Source organism: Flagellimonas lutaonensis, from assembly GCF_000963865.1.
Classification (GTDB): Bacteria; Bacteroidota; Bacteroidia; order Flavobacteriales; family Flavobacteriaceae; genus Flagellimonas_A; species Flagellimonas_A lutaonensis.
The window spans coordinates 2591054-2617961 of the sequence record NZ_CP011071.1 but is presented as its reverse complement, the minus strand read 5'-3'; the positions used below and the strand labels follow the sequence as shown (position 1 = coordinate 2617961).

Here is a 26908-nt window from a genome sequence, read left to right as displayed (position 1 = left end):
TTCTTGTTTATCGATATTCAGGGTTTTCAAATGCCCACCGAGAACCGGTATCCCAATCGCCACGTGAGTTTCCGTAGGAGGGATAGCCGTTGTTCTCTTTCAATAATTTGGCCAAGTGCATCAGATTGTAAGTCATAAAAGTGGTGTTTCGATTGGTAAAATCATTTTTATGTGCCTCAGCCGCTTCATCCAAATAACTGGGTCCCGGGCCTATTTCACCCAACCAACCACAATCGGCTTGTGGTGGAATTGAGTAGCCAAAGTGTTGCAGCGCATACAAAATGCCCATGGCACAGTGTTTTACCCCGTCTTCATTGCCTGTTATAACGGTGCCGCCCACCTTGCCATAAAAAAGATACTGCCCTTTCTCGTTCTGCTTGCCCGACATGGCATAGAGTCTTTCAATTACTTGTGTACAGACAGATGAGCGCTCGCCCAACCAAATGGGGGTTCCCAACACCAAAATATCTGCTGCAAATATAGTGTCGAACAACATGGGCCACTCATCCTTTTCGATACCGTGCTCGGTCATGTCTGGATAAACCCCAAAAGCAATATCATGATCTACGGCCCTGATATGCTTCACCGAAACACCTTCTTTTTCCATTATTCCCATAGAGACATCCATAAGGCCTTGGGTATGGCTTTTTCGAGGCGACTTTTTTAACGTACAGTTCACGTAAACTGCCGATAGATCCCTAAAATCTGGCTTGTTGCCCATGTTGGCAAGGTATTTTCATAAAGGTACAGAAAAATAGAACAGTACAGATGTGGAAGAAACCGTGCCCCGTCAATCAAATGCCCAATGGTGGTCAATGATTTCTTGACAATTGAACTGAAGGTTTTTCGGCAGTTTATTGTGCTTGGGCAGCACCGCCATATAGCGGTCTTCGTTGGTGGTGAAAACCCTTTTTAGTAAAGGGTGATAGTTTCCCATACGTTTTATGACCTCTTTTACGAATTCTTCGTGATGGATCAAATCTGTACTGCCCAAATGAAAAATGCCACTTTTATTACGATTGACCATGTAGTGTACCTGTTGGGCCAACCGGTCATCGTTGGTAACATTCAAGATAAGGTTGGGAAACACTTCAACGGGTTCATTGCTCTCAACGGCATCTTTTATTTGTTTGATGCGCGGTGATGTATTGCCAAAAACCATGGGAAGTCTCAAAATGGCCATCTTATGTTCTGGCAAACGCAACAACATATTCTCGATCCGTATCTTGAGTTTTCCGTAAATACTTTCAGAGAGTGTCTTGTCATGTTCGTAAGATGGATATTTACTGTAGCCATCAAACACATTGGCAGAAGACAAAAAATATAGTTTACATCGGTATTTCGACACATATTCAACCAAATGTTGGTGTGCCTGAATCTGTGCGGCAAAGTCGCCCCTAAGAGCCGATATAATGTATTGTGGCCTTACCTTTTGTAGAATCCGGAACACGTCATCCTCGGCCATGTCATATCTGAAAAATTGCTGGTTTTCAGTAAAGGCCCTATTAGAAAAGTATGTGCCGTAAGTGTCGAAGTAATTGCACAGTTCTTTATAAAGGGCATGCCCAATAAAACCGCTGCCCCCAAAAATCAGTATTTTCTTGCCTTTCTCCCGCTCCAATCGTTTCTTCTTTTCAGGCATTCAATGTTACCCTTTATAAAATGGAGGTCTGACAATAACGGCAGGGACCGACTTTTTTCGAATGGTCACGAATATTTCTTCACCTTCTTTGGAATAAGCTGTAGGCACATACCCGAGCCCGATACCCTTTTCCAATGAGGGCGACATGGTGCCCGAAGTCACCCTACCTATTTTGTTGCCTTGGGCATCGGTAATATCATACCCATGTCTGGGAATGGCCTTTTCTTTCATTTCGAACCCCACAAGTTTTCGGCTAACGCCCGCTTCCTTTTGTTTGGCCAAGGCTTCTGAATTCACAAAATCTTTGGTGAACTTGGTGATCCATCCCAAACCGGCCTCCAATGGCGACGTTGTGTCGTCGATATCGTTTCCATAGAGGCAATAACCCATTTCAAGTCGCAAGGTGTCTCGGGCTGCCAACCCAATGGGTTTGATTCCAAAATCGGCACCGGCTTCCAGTACCTTGTCCCAAACTTGTTTGACCTCTGGATTTTTGCAATAAATTTCAAATCCGCCTGAACCGGTGTAGCCGGTTGCGGAAATTATCACGTGTTCAATACCGGCAAAATCACCTACTACAAAATTGTAAAATTTGATATCCGACAGGTCGATGGATGACAACGACTGCATGGCCTCCACCGCTTTTGGGCCTTGAATGGCCAAAAGTGAGTATCCGTCAGAGATGTTGCGCATCTCTGCACCTATATCCTTATTGTATTTTGATATGTGATTCCAATCCTTTTCAATGTTCGAGGCATTGACAACCAAGAGATACGTCTCTTCTTTGACCCTGTAAACGATCAGGTCGTCAACAATACCGCCCACCTCATTCGGTAGACAGCTGTACTGCGCCTTGCCTATGGTCAATTTCGAGGCATCGTTGGAGGTAACCTTTTGGATCAAATCGAGTGCCTTTGGGCCTTCGATCCAGAACTCGCCCATATGCGAGACATCGAACACCCCCACGGCCTTTCGAACCGTATCGTGCTCTGCCTTTACCCCTTCGTAAGAAACTGGCATTTCATAACCGGCAAATTCAACCATTTTGGCCCCAAGTGCCTTGTGTGTCCCATTCAGTGCAGTCGTTTTCATGTACTTTGATTAGCTGCGCAAATGTATTGAAATATTGTTGTATGAAAGAATTGGCCACAACGTTTTAGAAGATTTTTACAGATAGATTCGAAACCCTATGGCACCAAAAAATCTTTCAACTCTTCGTAGTTGCTTATTGGGATAGAATGCTTCTTTCTGTCCATCACCCTTTCAATTTGCGATGGAAGCCCCAGCGAAACGTTGAGGGTATCCTTTACCACGTCCAAAAACTTGATGGGGTGGGCCGTTTCCAAGAAAATTCCGTAGGCATTGGGATGTTTTTCTTGATATTTTCTCAATCCCAAATAACCCACCGCTCCGTGTGGGTCCATAACATATCCTGTGCTTTTGTGCACCTTTAACATGGCGTCCTTGGTTTCTTTGTCTGTAAATGAAAAGGAAAAAAGATTTTGCTTCAGCCTCTCAAAGTCATTTTCGAACAACTCCTGGATCCGAACAAAGTTACTGGGGTCGCCCACATCCATCGCATTTGAAATAGTCGCCAACGAAGGCTTGGGCTCATATTTGGCATTCTTCATGTAATTTGGCACTACATCGTTGACATTGGTCGCGGCCACAAAATGCTTGACCAGCATGCCCAGGTGCCGGGCCATCATGCCCGCACAGATGTTTCCAAAATTTCCACTGGGCACCGAAAACACAATATCCTTTCCCCACTTTTTTGAATCCCGGTACGCAAATAAATAATAGAACATTTGGGGCAGCCAACGGGCTATGTTGATGCTGTTGGCCGAGGTTAGCTTTGTGCTTTTGGTGATGTCCTCATCCAAAAAGGCATCTTTTACCATGCGCTGGCAATCATCAAAGGTACCTGAAACCTCCATGGCCGTAATGTTTTGCCCCAAAGTGGTCAGTTGGCGTTCTTGAATGTCGCTGACCTTGCCACTTGGGTAAAGAATCACCACTTTAACCCCTTCGACCCCTAAAAAACCATTGGCCACGGCACCGCCCGTATCGCCCGAGGTAGCCACCAAAACCGTTACTTCATTATTGGAGCGCTCTGAAAAGTGCCCCAGACAGTTGGCCATAAATCGCGCACCAACATCTTTAAAGGCCATGGTGGGGCCATGAAAAAGTTCCAATGCTGCAACATTCTCTGCTATAGCTGCCAAAGGGAATTCAAAATCCAAGGTCGAGGTGATTATCTCTTGAAGTGTCTGTTCCGATATGTCCTCACCCACAAATTGTTCAATGGCACGAAAGGCGACTTCATGGTTCGAAAGACCTTCTATCCCCTTGAAAAACGAAGCGGGCAGCGGTTCAATAAGGGCTGGAAAATACAGCCCTTTGTCAGGTGCTATACCCTTTATCACGGCCTCTTTGAAACTTACCGTATGATTTTTGTTGTTTAGACTGAAATATCGCATGTCTATTTTTTGATAACCTTGATGCCTTCTATATTAATTTTAGAAACATGTACATCAAAATCAACATTCAATTTTTGATAGGTGTCCTTCATAGCGGCTGCGACGTTTTGGGCTTTGTCGCTCCTTTTGCTCAAGGCAAAAATAGAGGGGCCCGACCCTGATATACCGCATCCCAATGCCCCTGCAGCCATAGAAGCTGCCTTGATGTCATCAAACCCAGGAATCAAAATCGACCTGATGGGTTCTATGATATGGTCTTCCAAAGAACGTCCGATTAAATCATAATCTTCTGTGAAGAGCCCTGCTACCAGACCTGCCAAATTGCCCCATTGCTTGATGCCCTTTTCAAGGGATATGTTGGCCTTGATAACCTTTCGTGAATCGGCCGTCTTGATTTCTATCTGCGGATGGATCACGATTGCATACAATTCTTTGGGAGACGGAAGTGCCACCACATCCAACGGGTGGTAACTTCTAACCAAGGTAAAGCCGCCGTAGATTGCCGGGGCCACATTATCGGCATGGGCCACCCCACTGGCCACTTTTTCACCTTGCATGGCAAATGCCACCAATTGAAGTTTTGTAAACGGGTTACCCAATAATTGGTTCACGGCCCAAACGGCCCCGGCCGCACTGGCCGCACTGCTGCCGATACCACTTCCCGGTTTTATGCGTTTATCGATTTCTATTTCGAAACCTGCATCGCCATCATATGCATCGAGCAATGCGAGTACCGCAGCACCCGCAACATTTTTTTGGGGATCAAGGGGCAGGTCTTGCCCAGTAATCTTTTTGATTGACACACCTCTTTGGTCCGTTTTTCGCACAACCATCTCGTCACCCACTCCATCCAAAGCGAGACCGAGCACATCAAATCCGCAAGAGACGTTGGCGATGGTTGCCGGACAAAATATTTTGATTTCGTCTTTACTCATTTTTATAGGTGAATTGCAAAGTAAGACATACCCCTTACTACTCTCCCGCTTCGCCTGCGTTCAGGTCAGGCTTCAAAGGGGTTATTGCCACTTTTAACTTATAAACTCTTAAACAGATAAACATCTTTAGAAATTTCCTATCCTTACAATATCGGCAAAAATACCCGAAGCGGTAACATCAGCCCCTGCCCCTGCCCCTTTGATGATCAATGGTTGGTCGATATATCTATCGGTATAGAACAATACGATGTTGTCACTTCCCTCCAAATTATAGAAATCGTGCCCTTCGGGAATGTGCTGCAATCCGACCCTGGCCTTGCCATCTTCAAATTGGGCCACATATTTCAATCTGCATTTTTTCGAGGTTGCCTGTTGATAGATGTTTTGAAAATGTGACTCGTACCTTTTCAAGGAGGCAAAAAATTCGTCATTTGAACTTGTCCGAAGACTTTCCTCAGGCAAAAAAGATTCGTTCTCTATATCATCGATGTCCAATTGATACCCACTTTCTCTGGCCAAAATCAGAATCTTTCGCATCACATCGATTCCGCTTAAATCAATTTTTGGGTCCGGCTCGGTGTATCCACCTTCCTGCGCCTTTTTTACAATATCATGGAAAGTTACATCACTGCTGAAGTTGTTGAACACAAAGTTTAGACTGCCCGAAAGAACCGCTTGGATCTTGTGTACCTTGTCACCAGAAGCAATCAAATGCTTTAAGGTATCTATGATAGGCAGGCCGGCACCTACATTGGTCTCGAACAAAAAGGGTGCATTGTATTCTTTCGACAATTGCTTCAATTTACTGTAGTGGGCGTAGTCTGATGAACAAGCAATTTTGTTGCAGGTCACCACTGAAATACTCTCTTTGAGAAAGTCACCATAACTGTTGGCCACACTTTCACTAGCGGTATTGTCCACTAAAATACTGTTGCGATAGTTCAGCTTTTTAATGGCCTTGAAAAAAAGATTGGGGTCGGCGTGTTGCCCATGATCTAGCAATTCGGTCCATTGCCTTAGATCGAGTCCGTCCTCATCAAAGACCATTTTGCTCGAATTGGACAGGCCAATGACACGAACGTTCAACTTCAACTCCTTTTTAAGGTACTTTTTCTGTTGCTGCAACTGTTGCAATAAGCGCGAACCCACATTTCCCACCCCGATGATAAACAGATTCAGTTGTTTGACCTGCTCTTCAAAAAACGCTTCGTGAAGTGTGTTGAGTGCCTTTTTTACATCTTCCTTACCAATAACGGCCGAGATATTTCGCTCTGAGGCCCCCTGTGCAATGGCCCGAATATTCACATTGTTCTTGCCTAGGGCGCTGAACATTTTTCCACTCAGGCCTTGATGGTTTTTCATGTTATCGCCCACCAAGGCGATGATGGCCAAATCGCTCTCAACAATGGCAGGTTTTATGCGTTTGGCGCTAATTTCAAGTTCAAATGCATCGTTCACTGCCTTTTCTGCCTTTTCGGCATCAATATCTGAAATGCCCACACAAATCGAATGTTCAGACGATGCTTGGGTAATCAATACCACACTGATGTTCTCAAGAAACAAGGTTTCAAAAAAGCGTTTGGAAATACCCGGAATGCCCACCATGCCCGGACCCTCAAGAGACAACAATGTGATATTACCGACATGGCTTATGCCCTTTACGGTTTTACCACCGCTGTTTTGGTTTTTTGAAATCAAGGTACCTGTATCTTCTGGGGCAAACGTGTTTTTTATGTGTATGGGAATTGCCTTCGCGAGCACTGGCTGTATGGTCGGGGCATAGAGTACCTTGGCACCAAAATGGGAAAGTTCCATGGCTTCTTCAAAGGAAATATGTTCGATGCACTTGGCCTGCTTTACCAGTTTCGGATTAGCCGTGAACATACCGCTGACATCTGTCCAAATCTCAAGCACTTCTGCATCCAATGCCCCGGCCAAAATCGCCGCGGTATAGTCTGAACCCCCTCGGCCCAACGTGGTTATCTTTCCAGACTTTGAGGCGGCAATAAAACCCGGCAGTACCACAATTTTTTGTGATGTGCCATTAAAAAAATCTTTGCAGTTCTTTTGGGTCTCATTAAAGTAAACAGTGGCCCTGCCATGTGTTTCGTCGGTGACGATAAGCTCGCGGCTATCTTTGAAAATAGCATCCAGACCATCCTTTTTCAGAAACTCAGCAATAATGAAAGACGACAACAACTCGCCATGTGACACCACTTTATCAGATAGACCAGGGGTAATCTCACCTATCATCAAAGCACCCTCTACCATCGATTCAAGAGCATTTAAATCAGTCTTTACCTTACCCAAAATAGCGCTTTGGGCCTGCGGTGGAAAAAGCGCCTTGACCGTTTCAAGGTGCCTTTTCTCTATGGCTTCCAATACCTGGGCATAGCCTTTGTCATTCTTTGAAGCCCGATTCAAGGCTTCCATTAAAAGATCTGTGATACCACCCAATGCCGACACCACCACAAACACCCTATCTGACTTGGTGTTTTCGACAATCGATTTTACACGTTGTATGTTGGCTGCGTTGGCAACTGAAGTGCCCCCAAATTTCAATACTTTCATGATGTGTTTTTTAGAACGGAAATTATACGCTACAGGCTTATCTTGGACGAAAAACTATAAAACGACTACCCCAAGGGGGTAGTAAAGAAGACTTTGGTGGTCGTGGCAACCACCTGTTTTGAATATAGGCCTGTATATGAGAAGAGTCTGTTCATGGTTACGTTGAAGTACCAAATGTAGTATTTTTGACCTCCTTGGCAAACCATGCAAAGTATTTTTACGAATTCGGCACTTAGGCCACCTTTAATTTGATAAATGAAAATTTTTAGCGCAGCACAAATCTATAAAGCTGATAAATTGACAATCAAAAATCAGCAAATATCGAGCGAAGCCCTTATGGAGCGTGCCGCTACCGGCTTGTTCCAATGGCTGCACGAACGCCTACGGGGCACATCGGTCAAGATTCACCTATTCTGCGGTATCGGCAACAATGGTGGCGACGGCATTGCCTTGGCCAGACACTTACACGAACATGGCTACAATGTTCATGTGCATGTGGTCAACTATAGTGAAAAGCGTTCCAAAGATTTTCTGATCAATCTTGAACGTCTGAAAGACCGAAAAATATGGCCAGATTTCCTCAGCGAAAAAAGTACTTTGCCCAAAATACACGAAAGCGATATTGTCATCGATGCCATTTTCGGCATTGGGCTTAACAGAGAGCCCGAGGGTTGGGTGGCCCATCTGATCAAACACATTAATTCCTCAGGGGCTTTTACTCTTTCTGTTGATGTGCCTTCGGGACTTTATTCAGACAGGGTGCCCGAAAACCTTGAAGCGGTGGTCGAATCGAACTACGTGCTCACCATACAGGCGCCCAAGCTGTCTTTCTTTCTGCCACAAACGGGTATTTTTGTGAACCAATGGGAAATTGTCGATATCGGCCTGGATCCCCAATATCTTGAGGAAACTGAAACGGACTACCAGTTTATTACAAAGTCTGATATAGTACCACTCTATATTCCACGAGAGAAATTTGCACATAAAGGAAGTTTTGGGCACTCGGTCATCATGGGGGGCAGTTATGGCAAGATCGGGGCAGTGGTGCTTTCCACCAAAGCCAGTCTGAACATCGGCAGCGGACTTGTAACAGCATATATACCAGAATGCGGTTATGGAGTGCTTCAAACCGCCGTTCCGGAAGCAATGGTTGTTACCGATGACGGAGACGACCATGTAAAAAAAATAAAAATTCCGTTTGAGCCTACCGTCATTGGCCTGGGAATGGGTTTGGGTACCGAAACCGGCACCGTACATGCCATTTCTGAATTTTTAGAGAAAAACAAGACCCCACTGGTAATAGATGCCGATGGCATCAATATTTTGGCCAAACAGCCGGGACTGTTGAAAAAACTTCCCCCACAAACAATTTTGACGCCCCACGAAGGAGAGTTAAAACGTCTTTTGGGCACATGGAAGGATGATTTTGACAAATTGAAGAAAACCATGGCCTTTTCAAAAGAGCATGATTGTATCGTTGTGGTCAAAGGGGCACATACCATCGTAATCTATAATGGCAAGGGCTACATAAATTCCACGGGCAACCCCGGTATAGCCACCGCGGGCAGTGGCGATGTTTTGACCGGTACGCTCACAGGACTCTTATCACAGGGATATCCTGCGCTTCATGCGGCTATCTTTGGCGTATTCATACATGGGCTAGCTGGAGACATCGAAGCCTCTCAAAAAGGGTATGAAGCCGTTACCGCCTCAAGTATCATAAACAATATAGGCAATGCATTTATGGCTTTGTTCAGCACAAAACAAGAAGAAGAGGCCCCATCTGGGGACTAAGGTTTTATTTCTTCGATTTTTTTGATTTGACACGCTTTTTGACCCAAGCCACGGCATTCTCAAACTCAATGAAGAATTCCATAGGTCTTTTGTAAAACAACTTCTCTATCTTGAAGTTGTGCATGTCTATTTCCTTTTTTGAAACGATGGCAAAGGCCTTTAGGTTTTCAAGACCCCTCAAATAGGTGTAGATAATTGGGTCTAGGGCATATGAGTTTTTTCGCAAGCTAATATAACCGAATGGTCTGCCCCTAAAATGAATCTCTGAAATTCCAATTATTTGGTAAGCCCGCTCCAAAGTCAGGGTGGCCCCATCATCAAAGGTAGATACTATGTAATCATCAAAAACCTGAACGGTTCCAATATCGAGCTGATATTCTTTTACAATGATCGTTTTCTTGTTATACCCCACATTCATTCCCATACGCTAATAGTGTCTTTGCGAATGTAGGAGAGCGCCCGTGGGTGGCGAAAAATTTTAGACCAACAACCAAAAAATCGTATATGCTACCCCGAAAACACAGAAACCATCAATTATTCTTACAAATGACATAGAAAAGAAAACAAAAAGCCCCAAAAAATTGGGGCTTTACATGGCGTTATACTGTTGTTATTTACTCTGTTTTAGAAGACTTCTTGGCCTTTTTTATCTTAATGGTCAATTCGTCTTTCTTTTCGTCAAGATCCATAAAGATACTATCGCCCTCTTGTAGGTTCGAATTTACAATTTCTTCTGCCAGGGCATCTTCGATGTACTTTTGAATGGCCCTTTTTAGGGGTCGCGCACCGTACTGCTTGTCGAAGCCCTTATCGGCGATATAATCTTTGGCCTTTTCGGTCAAGTTTAGATCATAGCCGATATCCTTGATCCGTTTATAGAGCTTGTTGAGTTCGATATCGATGATTTTGTGTATGTCTTCCCGTTCCAATGGGTTGAACACGATCACATCATCTATTCGGTTCAAGAACTCTGGCGCAAAAGCTTTTTTCAAAGCATTCTCGATCACGCTCTTTTGGTGGCTATCGGCCTGTGCTTTTTTGGCAGCAGTACCGAAACCAACTCCCTGTCCGAAATCTTTTAATTGTCTGGCCCCGATGTTCGAGGTCATGATAATTATTGTGTTTCTAAAATCGATCTTGCGACCCAAACTATCGGTAAGGTAACCGTCGTCAAATACCTGCAAGAGCATGTTGAACACATCAGGGTGGGCTTTCTCTACCTCATCCAACAATATTACCGAATATGGTTTTCTACGCACCTTCTCGGTCAACTGGCCACCTTCTTCATAGCCCACATACCCCGGAGGCGCTCCGACCAATCGCGAGATGGCAAATTTCTCCATGTACTCGCTCATATCGATACGGATGAGCGCATCTTCTGAATCAAAAAGCTCTTTCGCCAAAATCTTGGCCAACTGCGTCTTACCAACACCTGTCTGGCCCAAGAAAATAAAGGAACCGATAGGCTTGTTGGGATCTTTAAGGCCGGCCCTGTTTCGTTGAATGGCCCTCGCTACTTTAATGACAGCCTCGTCTTGGCCGATAACATGGCCCTTTATCAATTCGGGCAACTCGGCCAACTTATTGCTTTCGGTCTGTGCAATTCTGTTGACGGGCACGCCGCTCATCATCGATACGACATCGGCCACATTTTCTTCATCTACGGTCTCACGGTGTAATTTGCTTTCTTCCTCCCATCGTTCTTGTGCCAAGGCCAGATCTTTCTCCAAGCGCTTCTCGTCATCCCTCAGCTTTGCGGCCTCCTCATATTTCTGTTTCTTGACCACGCTGTTCTTCAACTCCCTGACTTCCTCGAGCTTCTGCTCAAGCTCAAGAATCTGCTTGGGCACATCCATGTTGACGATGTGCACCCGTGAGCCAGCTTCGTCAAGGGCATCGATGGCCTTGTCTGGCAAAAACCGATCGGTCATATAACGATTGGTCAACTTCACACAGGCCACAATGGCCTCATCGGTATAGTTGACATTATGATGGTCTTCGTATTTGCCCTTGATGTTCATCAATATCTCTATGGTCTCTTCGACCGTGGTGGGTTCGACCATAACCTTTTGGAAACGACGCTCCAGGGCCCCATCCTTTTCTATATACTGTCGATATTCGTCAAGGGTGGTGGCACCGATACATTGGATCTCGCCCCGGGCCAATGCAGGTTTGAACATATTGGATGCATCAAGGCTTCCTGTGGCACCACCGGCACCAACAATGGTATGTATCTCATCGATGAACAAAATAATGTCATCGTTCTTCTCCAATTCGTTCATGACCGCTTTCATGCGCTCTTCGAACTGGCCCCGGTACTTTGTGCCCGCTACCAACGAGGCCAAATCCAACGTAACCACCCGTTTGTTGTATAGTATTCGGGATACCTTTTTGTTTATGATACGTAGCGCGAGCCCCTCGGCAATGGCACTCTTGCCTACGCCGGGCTCACCAATCAACAAAGGGTTGTTTTTCTTTCTTCGGCTCAGAATCTGTGAAACCCGTTCAATCTCTTTCTCTCGTCCAACAACTGGGTCCAATTTGTTCTCCTCGGCCAATTGGGTCAAATCACGGCCAAAATTGTCGAGGACCGGCGTTTTTGATTTTTTGTTTCCCTTTTGGGCACTGCCCGCACCAAAACCAGCATCCCTAGAATCGCCCGTATCATCAGGATCACTTGGGAAGGATTCTGATTTGGGCGAATCTGCGTAGTCGTCTTCGCTGGTAATCATCGATTTGAACTGCTCTTTGACATTGTCATAATCGACCTTTAATTTATGCAAGAGTTTTGTGGTCGGATCGTTCTCGTTGCGAAGTATGCAAAGCAGTAAATGTGCTGTATTGATGGAAGAACTCTGAAAAAGCTTGGCCTCAAGAAAGGTCGTCTTCAACGCCCTTTCAGCCTGCCTGGTCAAATGAAGGTTCTTTTTGTCTTTTTGTGTGGTACCGGCACTTGGATTCGCCGGACTCAATATTTCCACCTTTCTTCTAAGGTGGTCCAGATCCACATCAAGAGCGTCAAGTATATTGATTGCCTTGCCATTTCCATCGCGCAGAAGGCCCAACATCAAATGCTCGGTTCCAATGAAGTCGTGGCCGAGCCTCAGCGCCTCTTCCTTGCTGTAAGCAATAACGTCTTTTACCCTTGGTGAGAAATTGTCATCCATAAATTTTCTTTTCAGCAATTAAAATTAATAAAACTTACCATACGTCAGACAAATACTGTACCCTTATTCGACAAACTTGGGCGAAATCACGAAAAAAAGGAACTTTTTATGATTTTTTAACGAAGTTAAGTTGCCAAAAAACTTTCAAAAAAGTGTTGATAAAATTTTGAATAAAGTGTTTTTCGAATTCTGTTAAAGGGGCGAATTTGCGTATATTGCCCCGATGTTTTAACCCCATAAAACAATAGGATTTTAAACATGGCTGAAGGAGAAAAATTGATACCCATCAACATTGAGGATGAGATGAAATCTGCCTACATCGACTATTCGATGTCGGTCATTGTGTCACGTGCCCTGCCAGATGTCAGGGATGGACTGAAACCCGTACACCGAAGGGTACTATACGGTATGCACGAATTGGGTGTGCGTTCAAGCAGTTCCCATAAAAAATCGGCCCGTATAGTCGGTGAGGTCTTAGGTAAGTACCACCCACATGGCGATACCTCGGTATACGACACAATGGTTCGTATGGCCCAAGAATGGAGCCTACGCTATATGCTCATCGACGGTCAAGGTAACTTTGGGTCTATCGATGGCGATAGTCCTGCCGCAATGCGATATACCGAGGCCCGCATGCGAAAGATTGCCGATGAAATGTTGGCAGACATTGACAAAGATACGGTCGATCACCAACTCAACTTTGACGATTCGCTCGAAGAGCCAACGGTACTGCCCACCAAAATACCCAACCTATTGGTAAACGGGGCTTCCGGTATTGCCGTAGGCATGGCCACCAATATGCCCCCGCACAACCTTTCAGAGGTGGTCGATGGTACCATTGCCTATATCGACAATAACGATATTGAGATAGATGAACTCATACAGCACATCAAGGCCCCTGATTTTCCGACCGGGGGCATCATCTATGGCTACGATGGGGTCAAAGAGGCATTCCATACCGGCCGCGGCAAGGTTGTAATGAGGGCCAAGGCCACGTTTGAAGAAATTCAGGGAAGGGAGTGCATCATAGTCACCGAAATACCTTATCAAGTCAACAAGGCCGAGATGATCAAGAAAACGGCCGACCTTGTCAACGATAAAAAAATCGATGGTATTTCAACCATCAGGGATGAGTCTGACAGAAAAGGTATGCGCATTGTCTACGTATTGAAGCGAGATGCCATACCCAACATTGTTTTGAACACCTTGTTCAAGTATACGGCCCTACAATCGTCATTTAGCGTAAACAACATTGCGCTGGTGAACGGTAGGCCACAATTGCTGAACCTAAAGGAAATCATCCACCATTTTGTAGAGCACCGTCACCAAGTGGTGGTCAGGCGAACCAAATTCGAGCTTAAGAAAGCAGAAGACCGCGCCCATATTCTAGAAGGCTTGATCATTGCCTCAGATAATATCGACGAGGTAATCGAAATCATAAAGGCTTCGTCAAATGTTGAGGACGCCAGAAACAATCTGATAGAACGATTCAAGCTGACCGAGGTCCAGGCCAAGGCCATCGTAGAAATGCGCTTGCGACAATTGACCGGTCTTGAGCAAGACAAACTTCGCGAAGAATACGATGACCTTATAAAGACCATAGAAGATTTAAAAGACATTCTAGCGAAGAAAGAGCGTCGAATGGAAATCATCAAAGACGAACTTCGCGAGGTCAAGGACAAGTATGGTGACCCACGCCGCTCAGAAATTAATTATGCAGGTGGCGATTTGAGCATCGAAGATATGATTCCCGATGAGCAGGTCGTGATCACCATATCGCACGCAGGGTATATCAAAAGAACACCCTTGTCTGAATACAAGACACAAAACCGTGGCGGGGTGGGCCAAAAAGCTTCCTCAACACGAAACGAAGACTTTTTAGAGCATCTTTTCGTCAGCACCAATCACCAGTACATGCTCTTTTTTACACAAAAGGGCAAGTGTTTCTGGATGCGTGTCTATGAAATTCCAGAGGGCAGCAGAACATCTAAAGGAAGGGCCATCCAAAACCTTATAAACATCGAGCAAGATGACAAGGTCAAGGCCTTTATCTGTACCCGTGACCTGAAAGACGAAGATTACGTGAACTCGCACTGCGTTATCATGGCCACCAAAAAGGGTACCGTTAAGAAAACCTCATTGGAGCAATATTCACGTCCAAGACAAAACGGCATCATCGCCATCAATATTCGTGAAGACGATGAACTGCTAGAGGCCAAATTGACAACAGGAACCAGCCAAATACTCCTAGGTCTGAAATCAGGCAAGGCCATACGTTTCGAAGAAAGCAAGACAAGGCCGATGGGAAGAAACGCAGCCGGTGTACGGGGCATTACCTTGGCCAATGAAGATGACGAGGTAATCGGCATGGTCTCGGTCAACAACTTCGAAGACGATATTCTTGTGGTCTCTGAAAACGGATATGGAAAACGCTCGAACATTGACGATTACCGCATTACCAATAGGGGCGGCAAAGGCGTGAAGACCATATCCATCACTGAAAAGACCGGAAACTTGGTCGCCATTAAAAATGTAAGCGACTCTGATGATCTGATGATCATCAATAAATCTGGAATCGCCATTCGTATGAGTGTCGAAGACTTGAGGGTAATGGGCCGCGCCACGCAAGGCGTTAAATTGATCAATCTAAAAGATAAAGATTCCATTGCCGCAGTAGCAAAAGTCATGAAAGATGAAGATGCGGTTGACGATAGCGAATTGCGCAATATAGAAGTGCAAAGCGAAGATGGCACGGCTCTTGATACTGATAAGGGCGAATCAGAAAAATAATCGATAAACACTAAATATAAATTGAATTAATGATGAAAACTCGAATTTTAATAGCGCTCACTTTGTTGGCCACAACGGTGGGTATTGCACAAAAAAGCGAAATCAAAGCTGCGGAGAAGGCTTTGAAAAGCGGTGATGCGGCCGCGGCAAAATCAGCCTTGAAAGGTGCCGCATCAACTATTGAAGGGGCCGACGAAAGGGTACAGGCCCAGTACTACTTTGTAAAGGGCAATATCCATTTCGACCTAGCGCAAAAAGGCGATGCAGGGGCATTTGAACCTGCCATTGAATCGTACCAAAAAGCAATTGCTGTGGAAGAAGCCAGTGGAAAAGCCAAGTATTCTAATGAGGCAAGGCAAAAACTGGCCCAGATAACCGGTGATTTGGTGAATGCCGCGGTTGACGACAACAAGAATGAAAAATACAAGGAAGCTGCAGAAAAACTCTATATGAGCTACAAGCTTAGCCCTAAAGACACCGTTTATCTCTACTACGCTGCCAGCAGTGCCGTAAGTGGTGGGCATTATGATGAGGCCTTGGCCTATTATAATGAGCTCAAAGAGTTGAATTACGATGGCAGTGAAACGCTATACTCTGCCACCGAAGTTGCCAGCGGAGAAACCGTTGAGATGAGTGCCCAAGAATACGAGCTTTACAGAAAATCAAATGCGTACAAGGATTTCAAAGAAGAAAAGACCCCTTCGAAAAGGGCTGAGATAGTAAAAAATATTGCGCTGATCTACCAACAGCAAGGGCAAAACGAAAAAGCCCTTGAGGCTTATGAGGATGCAATTAGGGACAATCCCAATGATGTGAATTTGGTATTGAACAAGGCCAACTTGTACTACACCATGGGCGACAAAGAAAAGTTCAAGGAACTAATGGCCCAAGCCTCTGAAATGGCACCAGACAATCCGGACCTGCTATACAACATTGGTGTAATCAACATGGAGCAGGGCAATATTGAAGAGGCACGGGAGGCCTATAAAAAAACACTAGAGGTAGACCCTAATTATGTGAACGCCCTTTTGAACCTTTCAACGACCTATGTGAACGAAGGCAACGCCCTTATCGACGAAATGAACACATTGGGCACTTCAAGGGCCGATACCGAGCGATATGAAGAACTGAAGAAGAAAAAAGACGAGCTGTTTTTAGAAGGTGCCAAGATTTTAGAGAAGGCACTTGAAACCAATGCCGACAACGAAAGTATTCTTGCGCAATTGAAGAATATATATGGGGCTTTGGGTGATACAGAGAACTTCATGAGAATCAAAAAATTGATGGGCGAGTAAACCCATCCACTACTTTTCAACACGAAAAACCCTGACAGCTGACTACAGTCGCCAGGGTTTTTTTATGCCATTTTTTTAATGACCCGAAGCGAATGGGTATAACGATTGGTCTCAGAATTGAAAATGCCGGTATGGTCTAAACGGTCAATTTGCACCTTGCCATAAACGTGTATAATGTGGTTTTCAGGAAGAATGATTCCCACATGGTCTATTACCCCGTCTTTGTTGTCAAAAAAGGCCAGGTCGCCCGGTTCGCTTTCCTCGATAAAACTAAGTGGGTATCCTTGCAGTGATTGGGCCTCCACATCTCTTTTCAAATCAAATCCATTGGTTCGGTAGGCCATTTGCACAAAACCGGCTGCATCTATGCCAAAGGGGGTTCTTCCGCCATGAAGAAACGGAGCGTTCAAATAGTGTAGTGCACTATCAACAACACCTTTAAGGTTTTTTTCAGATTGCTTTGCATGTCCTTCAAAAACATGGCCCAAAAATGCGCAACCATCGACACGGGAACCCATAACAATGGGCATTAGCATATGATTTTTGAGAGAAACATGCGAAACCAGGTCATAGGTAAGTTCTTCGGGTTGTACCGTAAGAAGTTGATGGTCATCTTCAGAAATCTCATGATACTGAAGATTTTCAATCCACCCTTCGTGGGCATCATGGGCCATACGGATCTTTGACCAATGTCGGTGCCTTTCGAGCACCTTGAAAATTTCACCGTAAAGCAATTGTGAGCTTTGTGGTGCTTCATGTTGCTTATCGACCCTTACCGATACGACGCCCAAGGGGCAAATACCATACTTCATAAGCTATGCCGCTACTATTGCTGATAGCGTTCAACAATCAGTGCAGAAGCGCCACCACCACCGTTGCAAATGGCCGCGGCCCCCAATTTGGCATTGTTCTGTTCCAGTACGTTCAGCAGGGTCACCAAAATACGGGCACCTGAGCACCCCAGTGGATGGCCCAGGGAAACAGCCCCGCCATTGACGTTGACATTTTCATCTGTCAGCCCCAATAGCTTCATGTTTGCCAATCCTACTACGGCAAAGGCCTCATTAAACTCAAAATAATCGATATCGCCAATCTCGAGTCCAGCTTTCGCCAATGCTTTTGGCAAGGCCTTGGCAGGTGCCGTGGTAAACCATTTTGGTTCTTTTGCGGCATCGGCATAGCTAACGATCTTGGCCATGGGCCTAAGCGATAGTTCGGCTGCTTTTTCCGCACTCATCAAAACCATGGCCGCAGCACCATCATTAATGGTGGAGGCATTTGCTGCCGTAACCGTGCCGTCTTTTGTAAACGCAGGTCGAAGGGCCGGAATCTTTTCCATCCTTACGTTCTTGTACTCTTCATCTTCTGAAACAACAAGTGGTTCACCCCTTCGCTGCGGCACCTCAACGGGCACCACCTCATTGGCAAACTTTCCTTCTTTCCATGCTTTGGCAGACCTTTTATACGACTGAATGGCAAAAGCGTCTTGGTCTTCCCTAGAAAAATTGTGCTCTACCGCACAGGCATCGGCACAGACACCCATGGCATTTTGATCGTACACATCCACAAGGCCATCTCGCTGCATACCATCGACCAAAGTGGCCGGGCCAAACTTTTGGCCATTGCGCATATGTACATAGTGAGGTATAAGGCTCATACTTTCCATACCGCCCGCAACAACAATTTCGGTATCGCCCAATGCGATGGACTGGGCCGCCTGCATGACCGTCTTCATACCAGAGGCACACACCTTGTTTACCGTTGTACAGGGCACCTTATCAGGAATACCCGCGTATATGGCCGCCTGTCTTGCAGGGGCCTGACCGGTACCGGCCTGAACCACATTGCCCATAAGCACCTCCTCTACCATTTCTGGTTTTACACCTGCCTTTTCAAGTGCCCCTTTGATGGCTATGGCACCTAGCTTGGGTGCAGGAATAGTCGAAAGCGCGCCCATAAAGCTCCCTATTGGTGTACGGGCCGCGGAAACGATTACCACTTCTTTCATTTGTAGATATTTTTTTAGGGTCGGAAACGGTTGCCCACCAACATTCCGATTGACAATCAAAATTGCTGTGGTTTATCCGATGATCCTCTTTTTTTTACTAGTGCGAAAATACAAAAATTAAAGTCGGTGCAACGGTTAGCTCCCAGAGTGAAAGGGTAACTTATATTTTTCTATTTTTGGGAAAGACCTCAGCACAAATGGGAAAGACTTTAGATGGCTTCTATAAAAATCAATCGGTGATTTACAAGTACTTTCTCTATGTCATCTCGGCGGGATTGATCGTCTTCTTTTTTCCGAGAGAAGGAAAGTTCAAATATGAGTTTCAAAAAGGAAAACCTTGGCAATATGAAACCCTGTACGCCCCTATTGACTTTACGGTCAAAAAAACCGAAGAAGAAATAGCCGAAGAACAGCAGAACATTCGTGACAATCGTGTTGTTTACTACACGTACGATGAGGCAATTTTCAAAGAGGTCAGGTCAACTTTTGAAACCAATTTACGGGGAGGACTCAACCAAGGCACCCTAACCCGCAATCAGTACAATAGATTTTTGGGCATTGGTACCGGTCTACTCGAAAAAGTGTATGAAAATGGCGTTTTTTCTGAAATACCCAATGCCGGCAATATTACCTTGATCAAAGCAAATGAGGCCAAGACACTTGGCAAGCCATTTGTTCAAGATTTGGAAAGGGCGAAGGCGTTTATCAAAACGGAGTTGGACCAGTTGAATTTGGGGGGCGCATCGGCCGTATTGTACCAAACGCTTGCCGATGTGTTAAGGCCCAATGCGTATCTTGACCAAGAACTTACCCAAAAAGCCTTGGATGAAGAGCTTTCCCAAATTTCATTGACAAGGGGGCACGTATCCAAAGGCACGTTGATCATTGCCAAGGGCGAGGTGGTAGAAGCCGATAACCTTAAAATGCTCAACTCGTTGAAAGAGGAATTTGAATCGGAACTATGGAAAGGCGACAACTACTATTACATCATACTTGGCTATGCCGTATTGGTTGCCTTGGTACTGATGATGTTGTTCTTGTTCCTAAAAAAATACCGGGCCGAAATTTATGCCAATAACAAAAAGGTCACCTTTATTTTTTTCAACGTTATCTTAATGGTGTTCAGCACCACCTTGGTGGTAAAGACAGATGAAACCTATGTATATGTGGTGCCCTTGTGCATCCTTCCACTTATTTTAAAAAACTTTTTTGACGCACGGCTGGGTCTGTTCGTCCATGTTTTGACGATTTTGATCTTGGGTTTTGTGGTGCCCAATAGTTTCGAGTACATCTTTTTACAGATCATAGCGGGCATTGTCACCATTTTAACGGTCTCTGAGCTGTATAAGCGGGCCAACCTCTTTATTTCTGTTGGCCAGATTACGCTGATATATATTATCGGGTATTTTGCTTTTCACGTAATCCATGAAGGCAATATGCTGGGTATTGAATGGGGCACTTTCGGTATTTTTTTATTGAACGGCATGATAACCCTTTTTGCCATGCCGCTCATCTATCTTTATGAAAAACTGTTCGGCCTGGTATCAGATGTGTCGTTGCTCGAACTTTCAGATACCAATTCAAAGTTGCTGAAAGAGTTGGCCAACAAGGCGCCGGGCACGTTTCATCATTCCTTACAGGTAGCCAACCTATCAGAGGCTGCCGCAAATGAGATCGGGGCCAACGCAATGTTGGTAAGAGTGGGCGCCCTTTATCATGATATCGGCAAGATGAACCGGCCCACTTATTTTACCGAAAACCAGACCACCAATGTAAATCCGCACGATGACCTTCCTCCGAAAGAAAGTGCGAAAATCATTATCGACCATGTTATCGAAGGCATCGAAATGGCAAGAAAGTATAAAATACCCGACAGGGTGATAGACTTTATCAGAACACACCATGGTACTACCCTGGTCTACTATTTTTACAAAAAGCAGCTAGATATCGACGAAGATGTAGAGCTGTCAGACTTTCGGTACCCTGGGCCGATACCCTTTTCAAAAGAGACCGCCATATTGATGATGGCCGATTCTGTTGAGGCTGCCTCTAAGAGTTTGAAGTCTCCCACCTACCCCATCATTGATGATTTTGTCGAAAAAATTGTGCAGGGTCAAATAGATGCCAACCAGTTTTTAAATGCCAATATCACCTTTCAAGAAATTGAAGCGGTCAAAAAGGTGCTCAAGAAAAAACTGACCAACATTTATCACTTGAGGGTAGAGTATCCAGAATAGTTTCTGGGTATGTACACATACAATAAATGGTATAGTTTTTGTGCCCCATAAAAATGGTAACGGCCTATTTGTTAGCCCATTAAATTGTCGACACAACCGACAAATATTGGTTCTTAAAACAACTACACTATGAAAAAAGTACACCTTTACACTCCTATCTTTCTCCTTATCTTTTTGTTCAATGGACTTTTGTACGCCCAAAATTCTGGGCCGGCATTCGCTGAACAAAACCTCGTGCCAAACCACAAGTTGGCCTTTGACCTACAACAAAATGCGCTGGACTCATTGTTGATGTGGCAAGAGCAGGTGGTACTCCATACCGACAAGACAATTGCCCAACCAAAAGACCATCTTTTCTTCAAGGCCTACATTCTAACAGGGCCGCAACAAGTAAGGGTAAGCCCCAATAACGTGCTAAAGGTAGAGTTGCTCGATGCCGAGGGAAATTTGGTCAGAAGCCAGTACCACAAAATCGATGATGGAACCAGTGAAGGTTCATTTGAAATTCCAAAAAAGGTCAAGCCGGGTGACTATTATTTCAGGGCCTATACCCGTTGGATGCTTAATTACGGCCCCGAACACTTCACCACAAAAAAAATCAGGATTGGAGAAATTGAAAAAACCGAAACCTTTGATAATGCTTCGAAAAGAGTCAATTTCTTTCCTGAGGGCGGCCAACTCGTTGCAGGCCTTACCAATCGATTGGCCATGGCATCTGGGAACAACACCCCGGTTAACGGGCAAATAATCGATGAGCAGGGCAACGTGGTTTCATCGGTCAAAGATTATGGCATAGGCATTGGCTCCTCAATTTTCGTCCCCCGACAGGGCAAGCGTTATTTTTTGAGATTTTTTGATGGAAGCAAACTTCCCCTACCGACGGTTGAAGATATTGGCTGTTCGATACAGGTCAACAACCTTAACGAAGAATATGCCCAGACCAGAATCGAGGTTTCCAAAGAATTGTTAAATGAAGACCTGTATCTTAAAGGTCAATCAAGGGGAGTGACCTACTTCACAAAAAAGATAGATTTTGACGAAAAAGGTGTGGCTGAGGTAGATATTCCAAAAGAAGATACCCCCAGTGGGCTCTTGCACCTTACCTTAGTTGATTCTTTCGATCAAGTATGGGCCGAGAGACCTCTGTACATAGAGCGAAACGAGCTCCAAATCAAAGTGGAGCCCGTCGAAGGTGCCACCACTGAAAAGGGACTAAAGATAAAGGTGACCGACAACAAGGGCAACCCAGTCAAAACGGAACTTTCGCTGAGCTTAAAGGCAGCCCCTAACGGCGAGATGGACGACTTAAAAATTTTTGACTCCAACATTAGAAACCAACGTTTCATCAACGATTTGATGGTCTTGGCCGGTCAGTTTTCTGAAGTGCCGTTGCATGCGGGCAAAAAAGAGTTACCCGATGAGATTCGGTATACCTTTCAAAACGGCTTGGAGTTTTATGGCCAAGCATATGACTTGAACAATTCGTTGTTGCCCAACACTAAAATTCAAATATTGATTTCTACGGAAAAAGAGGTGCTCGCGAAAGAAGTTACAACCAACTCTGAGGGCCTTTTCAATCTAGCGGGACTACAACTCGATGGCGAGGCCAATATGGTGTTCAGAACCAAGGGAGAAGACACCAAGACCAAACTTGTAAAGGTGATACCGTATGAATATGAAGTTCCTCCTATGGTGACTTCAACTATTGAACAACAGGCCAGTCTGAAAAAATCGAAGTCTAGACAATTTATCCCTAAAAAAACAGCCGTGTCCTTTAAATCGGATACTGGGGAAGATAAAATAATTGCCTTGGACGAAGTAACCTTAGTGGCGAAAAAAGAGTTGCGAAAGACAAGCCCATCGATGTACAATATAGAGCCAAGACATGTTGTTCACCAAGACCCGAAGCGGCCGAAAACCATACCTGAACTATTCTTGGGTGTTCCAGGAATTCAAGTGGTGGGGCTTGGCGGCATAAATCCACGGCTAAGCCTGCCTAGATCGTCAGGTGTAGGCCCAATTCTCTGGGTATTGGATGGCCTACCCTTGGTACAGTCCACTAATTTGGTGGAGATTATGAACTTGGTGCCACAGTTGGATGTAGAAAGAATTGAAATTTTGTATGGCCCGCAGGCGGCCATCTATGGAACTCGCGCTGCAGGTGGGGCCATTCTCATCTATACCCGCACCGGTGCCGAGACTGCTGAGTACATTGCACGAAAAGAGGCGCTTTTAAACTATGAAGGGTTTCATAAATCCATTGCTTTTTCAGAATATTCTGATACGGTCTCCAAAAAAAGAAAGGATAACGATCTGCCAAAGACCCTCTATTGGAATCCTTCATTGGAAACCGATGAAAATGGTGAGGTACTTGTGCAGTTTTCATTGCCCGATGGCTATACAAGTGCCGCCGTTGAACTAAAAACCATAACACAAGATGGCAAGCAGGGTTATACCAAAAAAGCCCTCTTGCCTTAAAAAAGGTAACAGAGCATAATATGACATAGCGGTATTGTACAACCTATGCAATGCTTTCGAACCCCGTCAAAGTCTTTTGGCGGGGTTTTGATTCTAAGGTCATCCAAATAATTAAAAAAATAGTTGCGTTCTATAGGTTGAAAAGGTATTTTTGCACCCGCTAAATATACGATGTGTATTTGGCAGTTCAGTTCGCACTTCATTTAGGTGCGTGAAAAGATGAGGATTGGGAGAGGTGCCGGAGTGGTAACGGAGCAGATTGCTAATCTGTCAGCGCGTAAGTGCTGCCCGGGTTCGAGTCCCGGTCTCTCCGCTAAAGAAAAAAATTGAAAGATTGGGTATGATGAAGGCCTTCGAACCAGTGGGCACTTTGTCTTGAGATGTGGCGTAGACGTCACGTACTCAGTCCGGGGTGGAGCACCTCGACTTTGCTCGGTACAGGCTCAGCCCGGAACCGGGCCACCGAAAAAAGTTGTTTTCGGTTTTGGAATTTGGAAAATTGAAATTTACAGCGAAAGCTGTTCTCGGGGTGTAGCGTAGCCCGGTTATCGCGCCTGCTTTGGGAGCAGGAGGTCGCAGGTTCGAATCCTGCCACCCCGACAAAAAAACCGGACGCAAGTTCGGTTTTTTCACTTTATAAAAAAGGTCGCGTAGCTCAGCTGGATAGAGCATCTGCCTTCTAAGCAGACGGTCGAAGGTTCGAATCCTTCCGCGATCACTTGAATATCAAGACTTTAAAGATTAATTTCTTTGAAGTCTTTTTTATTTGCACTCAATTTGCACTCAAAATATGGTGTTAAATGGTTTCTTATGTTTCAATTTGGGATGAATTTGCTTCTGTTCTTGAAGTAATTTAGTAAGTATTTTTAAATCTTGTCGCAATAAATTCCCAAGTAAAGAATATTTCCTGTTTGTGAACTATTAAGACTATAACCGTGAGGGTTAGGATAATTGTTAAAGAAATAACTTTTAATAAGATAAGTTTTCTATACTGGTTTTGAAGTGTCTTATCTCTAAGATTTTCAAGTTCTCCCTTGATTTCTTCCAAATCTGGAACGTTTTTAATTTTTTCCTCATATCTGAGGATTTCTTTCTTGACAGCGTCTAAGGACTCTTTGATATTTTTAAAGAAAATCCACCATATCAAAATGAAAAACAAATAACCTAAAAATAATAATCCAAAATTTTTAGTAGCTGATGGCTCTTCAAAATCAAGCCTGCTAACCAAGAATAAAAATGCTATTGGGATGGCAAATAGATAGTTGGATACTTTCCTGATTGTCTCATGTATTTTATCCGACATTTCTTGGAAGTACGATAAAGATGATGTTTTTATTTTTTCGAACGAAAAGCCTTCTAAATAAGAGTCGAAGCTATGAAGATAGTTTTCGTTAAGCACATTCCAATCCTTCAATAGAAAACCAAATTTTTTATTCTTTTTCGCATAAAAATCAATCAGTTCGTGTTTAAACAAATTCTTTCTATCATCTTGATGTAAACCGTCACTGAAAGATGAAACGAAGACTTCTATTTCATCTACTTTTGTTGTTTTTAGGTCATCAGTTGAATATTTTACGGGCAGAATCAAACTCTTGCCAATCATGTGAAAATACAGAGTTAACTCCCCGCCAGTATTACTATCGTAGTCGGATTTGTCTTTAAGAAATTCAATAAGCTTCAATGTGCTTTTATAAGAACTCATTAATCCATCCTCCGTACTATCTGGACTGATGTTGCCTTCATGGACATAATAATCCAATAGGTCGAATGAATAGGGATGCTTGTTGATTAGATCAGCGAATGTTTCGAAATAATTAGGAAATTCACCGTGAGCGAGTTCAATAGAAATGTTCTGTCCTTCTAATTCCTTTGCGTTAGCAGCTATATGGGCTGTTCCTTCTTCGTCTTTCAAATCAAGTATGCATTCTTCCAGGCTTTCAATGGCTGTGGTATGATGAGGCTGTATATTCTCAATAATACCTGAGATATTAGATTCTTCGACCGTAGTTTGAATCAAAGACTTTCTAATTGCTATAAAATCTTTTAGATTCATTAGTTAAATTCTTTAAGAACGTCTGCCGGAACATTCTTTATCACTATATCACTTCCATTTTTACGAATTTTATTCCCTATCAATCCTCTATCAAATTCTAAGGAATATCCTTTCTCCTTCACAGTTTGCCAAGTTAGAAATTTCAAATGCGTTTTCTGTGTTACCCTGAAACTACCACTTACTTCCAAATCTTCATTTTCTTGAATATAATTTGTAAAGCCTTCAGGATTCATTTCGTTAATCAACACTGCAAGGGCATTGAGTTCCAAATCTTCATCCAAATCATATTTTTGTCTCGCATAATCATTGACTTTATGGTACGTCAATCTTTTTTCTTCATTTGTATAACCTTCATCGCTCATGTATTTTGTCATAGCATTCTTCAGGTTATTCGTGTTTTCCCTTGAAGATGTTAAATCTGTACTTCCAATAAATTTTTGAAAATAAAGCGAAATACCCCTTGTTCCTTTTATGAACGAAAGGTATTGAGAATCACCGTTTTCCCATTTTTCAAAATTTATTCTGTTGGCCCTGGCCAAGCGTTCGATGTCTAAACTTTGAAGTTTTTTAATGGTTAAATTGGCATTGTTGACAGAAAAACTAGTGGAGTTATCTAACATAATGGATAAGCCGGGTAAAGTGACCCACCTTCGCCGGATGAAAGTGACCAGTGTAAACGAACTGCTCAGATTTGATCTATCCGTGGGTTAAACTTAGTTTTTATTTTTCAATTTTCTTCTCATTGATTCTCCTTTTATATCTATTCTGTGTGCCGTGTGCACCAAACGGTCCAGGATGGCATCGGCCAGTGTTTTTTCACCTATAATGTCGTGCCATACTTCGACAGGTAGCTGTGATGCTATTATGGTGGATCTTTTGCCGTGCCTGTCCTCGATGATCTCCATCAGGGAGTGGCGGTTTATGTTGTCCAGGGGCTTCAGCCCAAAATCATCCAATATGAGCAAGTCCTGTCTTTCCAATCGGTTTATCTGTTTCAGGTAGGAACCGTCGGCCTTGGAGGTCTTTAGCAGGGTGAATAGTTTGGCGGTGTTGAAGTACATTGTTCTATACCCCATCGAGCAGGCCTGGTGGCCAATGGCGGAGGCCAGATAACTTTTGCCCACGCCCGTACTGCCCGTGACAAGTATGTTCTCCCTTTTTCGGATAAAGCCGCAGGAGCCGAGCCGCTGTACAAGATTTTTGTCCAGTTGGCGCGATGGACGGTAGTCCAAGGCCTCCATAACGGCCGTGTACCTGAACCTTGCGGACTTGGTCAATCGCTCTATCCTGCGGTTGCGGCGGTCGTCCCATTCGCTCTGGATGAGATAGGCGATGAGCTCGTCATTGGTGTAGGTGGTATCGGCACCTCCGGTTTCCATTGTTGTGGCGAAGGCCCTGTGCATTCCAAAGAACCTCATTTGTTTCATCAGTTCCATTGTTTTTTCGTTCATATGTTCT

Annotated in this window: 18 protein-coding genes and 3 tRNA genes; 8 read left to right on the top strand and 13 right to left on the bottom strand. The window is 44.3% G+C overall.

All coding sequences use genetic code 11. From position 1 onward, the window contains the following. Positions 1 to 7: 7 nt before the first annotated feature. From VC82_RS12230 to thrA, 6 genes are all read right to left on the bottom strand, one after another. The gene (locus VC82_RS12230; protein WP_045802616.1) at positions 8 to 721 is read right to left on the bottom strand and encodes a flavodoxin family protein; all 714 of its coding nucleotides are present in this window, start codon (positions 719 to 721) and stop codon (positions 8 to 10) included. Positions 722 to 790: 69 nt separating this feature from the next. Then, complete coding sequence (locus tag VC82_RS12225) at positions 791 to 1642, bottom strand: sugar nucleotide-binding protein (protein WP_045802615.1); 852 nt, start codon at positions 1640 to 1642, stop codon at positions 791 to 793. A gap of 6 nt (positions 1643 to 1648) precedes the next feature. Next, positions 1649 to 2734, bottom strand: coding sequence for a glycine cleavage system aminomethyltransferase GcvT (gene gcvT / locus VC82_RS12220; protein WP_045802614.1), 1086 nt, complete (start codon positions 2732 to 2734; stop codon positions 1649 to 1651). A gap of 95 nt (positions 2735 to 2829) precedes the next feature. Next, positions 2830 to 4122, bottom strand: a complete 1293-nt coding sequence (thrC, locus tag VC82_RS12215) for a threonine synthase (RefSeq protein ID WP_045802613.1) — start codon at positions 4120 to 4122, stop codon at positions 2830 to 2832. A gap of 2 nt (positions 4123 to 4124) precedes the next feature. Next, positions 4125 to 5057, bottom strand: a complete 933-nt coding sequence (locus VC82_RS12210; protein WP_045802612.1) for a homoserine kinase — start codon at positions 5055 to 5057, stop codon at positions 4125 to 4127. A gap of 126 nt (positions 5058 to 5183) precedes the next feature. Continuing rightward, positions 5184 to 7628, bottom strand: coding sequence for a bifunctional aspartate kinase/homoserine dehydrogenase I (gene thrA / locus VC82_RS12205; RefSeq protein WP_045802611.1), 2445 nt, complete (start codon positions 7626 to 7628; stop codon positions 5184 to 5186). 255 nt (positions 7629 to 7883) lie between these two features. On the opposite strand from thrA, the gene VC82_RS12200 reads away from it, so the two are divergent. Next, positions 7884 to 9422, top strand: coding sequence for a bifunctional ADP-dependent NAD(P)H-hydrate dehydratase/NAD(P)H-hydrate epimerase (locus VC82_RS12200; RefSeq protein ID WP_045802610.1), 1539 nt, complete (start codon positions 7884 to 7886; stop codon positions 9420 to 9422). 4 nt (positions 9423 to 9426) lie between these two features. Here the strand turns inward: VC82_RS12200 and VC82_RS12195 are convergent, their stop codons facing one another. Together VC82_RS12195 and VC82_RS12190 are read right to left on the bottom strand one after the other, a co-directional pair. After that, positions 9427 to 9840 carry a hypothetical protein gene (locus VC82_RS12195; protein ID WP_045803430.1) on the bottom strand — a complete coding sequence of 138 codons (414 nt, stop codon included), beginning with the start codon at positions 9838 to 9840 and terminating at the stop codon, positions 9427 to 9429. Between the two features lie 196 nt (positions 9841 to 10036). Continuing rightward, on the bottom strand, positions 10037 to 12589 hold the full coding sequence (locus tag VC82_RS12190; protein WP_045802609.1) for an ATP-dependent Clp protease ATP-binding subunit: 2553 nt from the start codon (positions 12587 to 12589) through the stop codon (positions 10037 to 10039). A 258-nt stretch (positions 12590 to 12847) separates the two neighbouring features. On the opposite strand from VC82_RS12190, the gene gyrA reads away from it, so the two are divergent. Beyond that, on the top strand, positions 12848 to 15379 hold the full coding sequence (gene gyrA, locus VC82_RS12185; RefSeq protein WP_045802608.1) for a DNA gyrase subunit A: 2532 nt from the start codon (positions 12848 to 12850) through the stop codon (positions 15377 to 15379). 29 nt (positions 15380 to 15408) lie between these two features. Then, entirely contained in the window at positions 15409 to 16674 is a 1266-nt protein-coding gene (locus VC82_RS12180) for a tetratricopeptide repeat protein (RefSeq protein WP_313777699.1), read from the top strand. A 62-nt stretch (positions 16675 to 16736) separates the two neighbouring features. Here VC82_RS12180 and VC82_RS12175 read toward each other — a convergent pair whose 3' ends face one another. Both VC82_RS12175 and VC82_RS12170 read right to left on the bottom strand, forming a co-directional pair. Further along, a complete protein-coding gene (locus VC82_RS12175; protein WP_045802607.1) occupies positions 16737 to 17486 on the bottom strand; it encodes a C40 family peptidase in 750 nt (249 codons plus the stop codon). A 14-nt stretch (positions 17487 to 17500) separates the two neighbouring features. Next, positions 17501 to 18682, bottom strand: a complete 1182-nt coding sequence (locus VC82_RS12170) for an acetyl-CoA C-acyltransferase (protein WP_045802606.1) — start codon at positions 18680 to 18682, stop codon at positions 17501 to 17503. Positions 18683 to 18879: 197 nt separating this feature from the next. On the opposite strand from VC82_RS12170, the gene VC82_RS12165 reads away from it, so the two are divergent. The 5 genes from VC82_RS12165 (at position 18880) to VC82_RS12145 (ending at position 24115) form a co-directional block, all read left to right on the top strand. Then, on the top strand, positions 18880 to 20919 hold the full coding sequence (locus tag VC82_RS12165) for an HD family phosphohydrolase (RefSeq protein ID WP_045802605.1): 2040 nt from the start codon (positions 18880 to 18882) through the stop codon (positions 20917 to 20919). A gap of 129 nt (positions 20920 to 21048) precedes the next feature. Continuing rightward, positions 21049 to 23397, top strand: a complete 2349-nt coding sequence (locus tag VC82_RS12160; protein WP_045802604.1) for a TonB-dependent receptor — start codon at positions 21049 to 21051, stop codon at positions 23395 to 23397. Positions 23398 to 23626: 229 nt separating this feature from the next. Beyond that, positions 23627 to 23710, top strand: a tRNA-Ser gene (locus VC82_RS12155). Between the two features lie 212 nt (positions 23711 to 23922). After that, positions 23923 to 23997, top strand: a tRNA-Pro gene (locus VC82_RS12150). 44 nt (positions 23998 to 24041) lie between these two features. After that, a tRNA-Arg gene (locus tag VC82_RS12145) sits at positions 24042 to 24115 on the top strand. Between the two features lie 135 nt (positions 24116 to 24250). On the opposite strand, the gene VC82_RS12140 is transcribed toward VC82_RS12145, so the two are convergent. The 3 genes from VC82_RS12140 to istB form a co-directional block, all read right to left on the bottom strand. Continuing rightward, positions 24251 to 25450, bottom strand: coding sequence for a hypothetical protein (locus VC82_RS12140; RefSeq protein ID WP_045802603.1), 1200 nt, complete (start codon positions 25448 to 25450; stop codon positions 24251 to 24253). Continuing rightward, positions 25450 to 26070 carry a nucleoid-associated protein gene (locus VC82_RS12135; protein WP_045802602.1) on the bottom strand — a complete coding sequence of 207 codons (621 nt, stop codon included), beginning with the start codon at positions 26068 to 26070 and terminating at the stop codon, positions 25450 to 25452. Before VC82_RS12135 ends, VC82_RS12140 begins: the two co-directional genes overlap by 1 nt. A 93-nt stretch (positions 26071 to 26163) precedes the next feature. Continuing rightward, positions 26164 to 26901 carry an IS21-like element helper ATPase IstB gene (gene istB, locus VC82_RS12130; RefSeq protein ID WP_045800686.1) on the bottom strand — a complete coding sequence of 246 codons (738 nt, stop codon included), beginning with the start codon at positions 26899 to 26901 and terminating at the stop codon, positions 26164 to 26166. Positions 26902 to 26908: the final 7 nt, after the last annotated feature.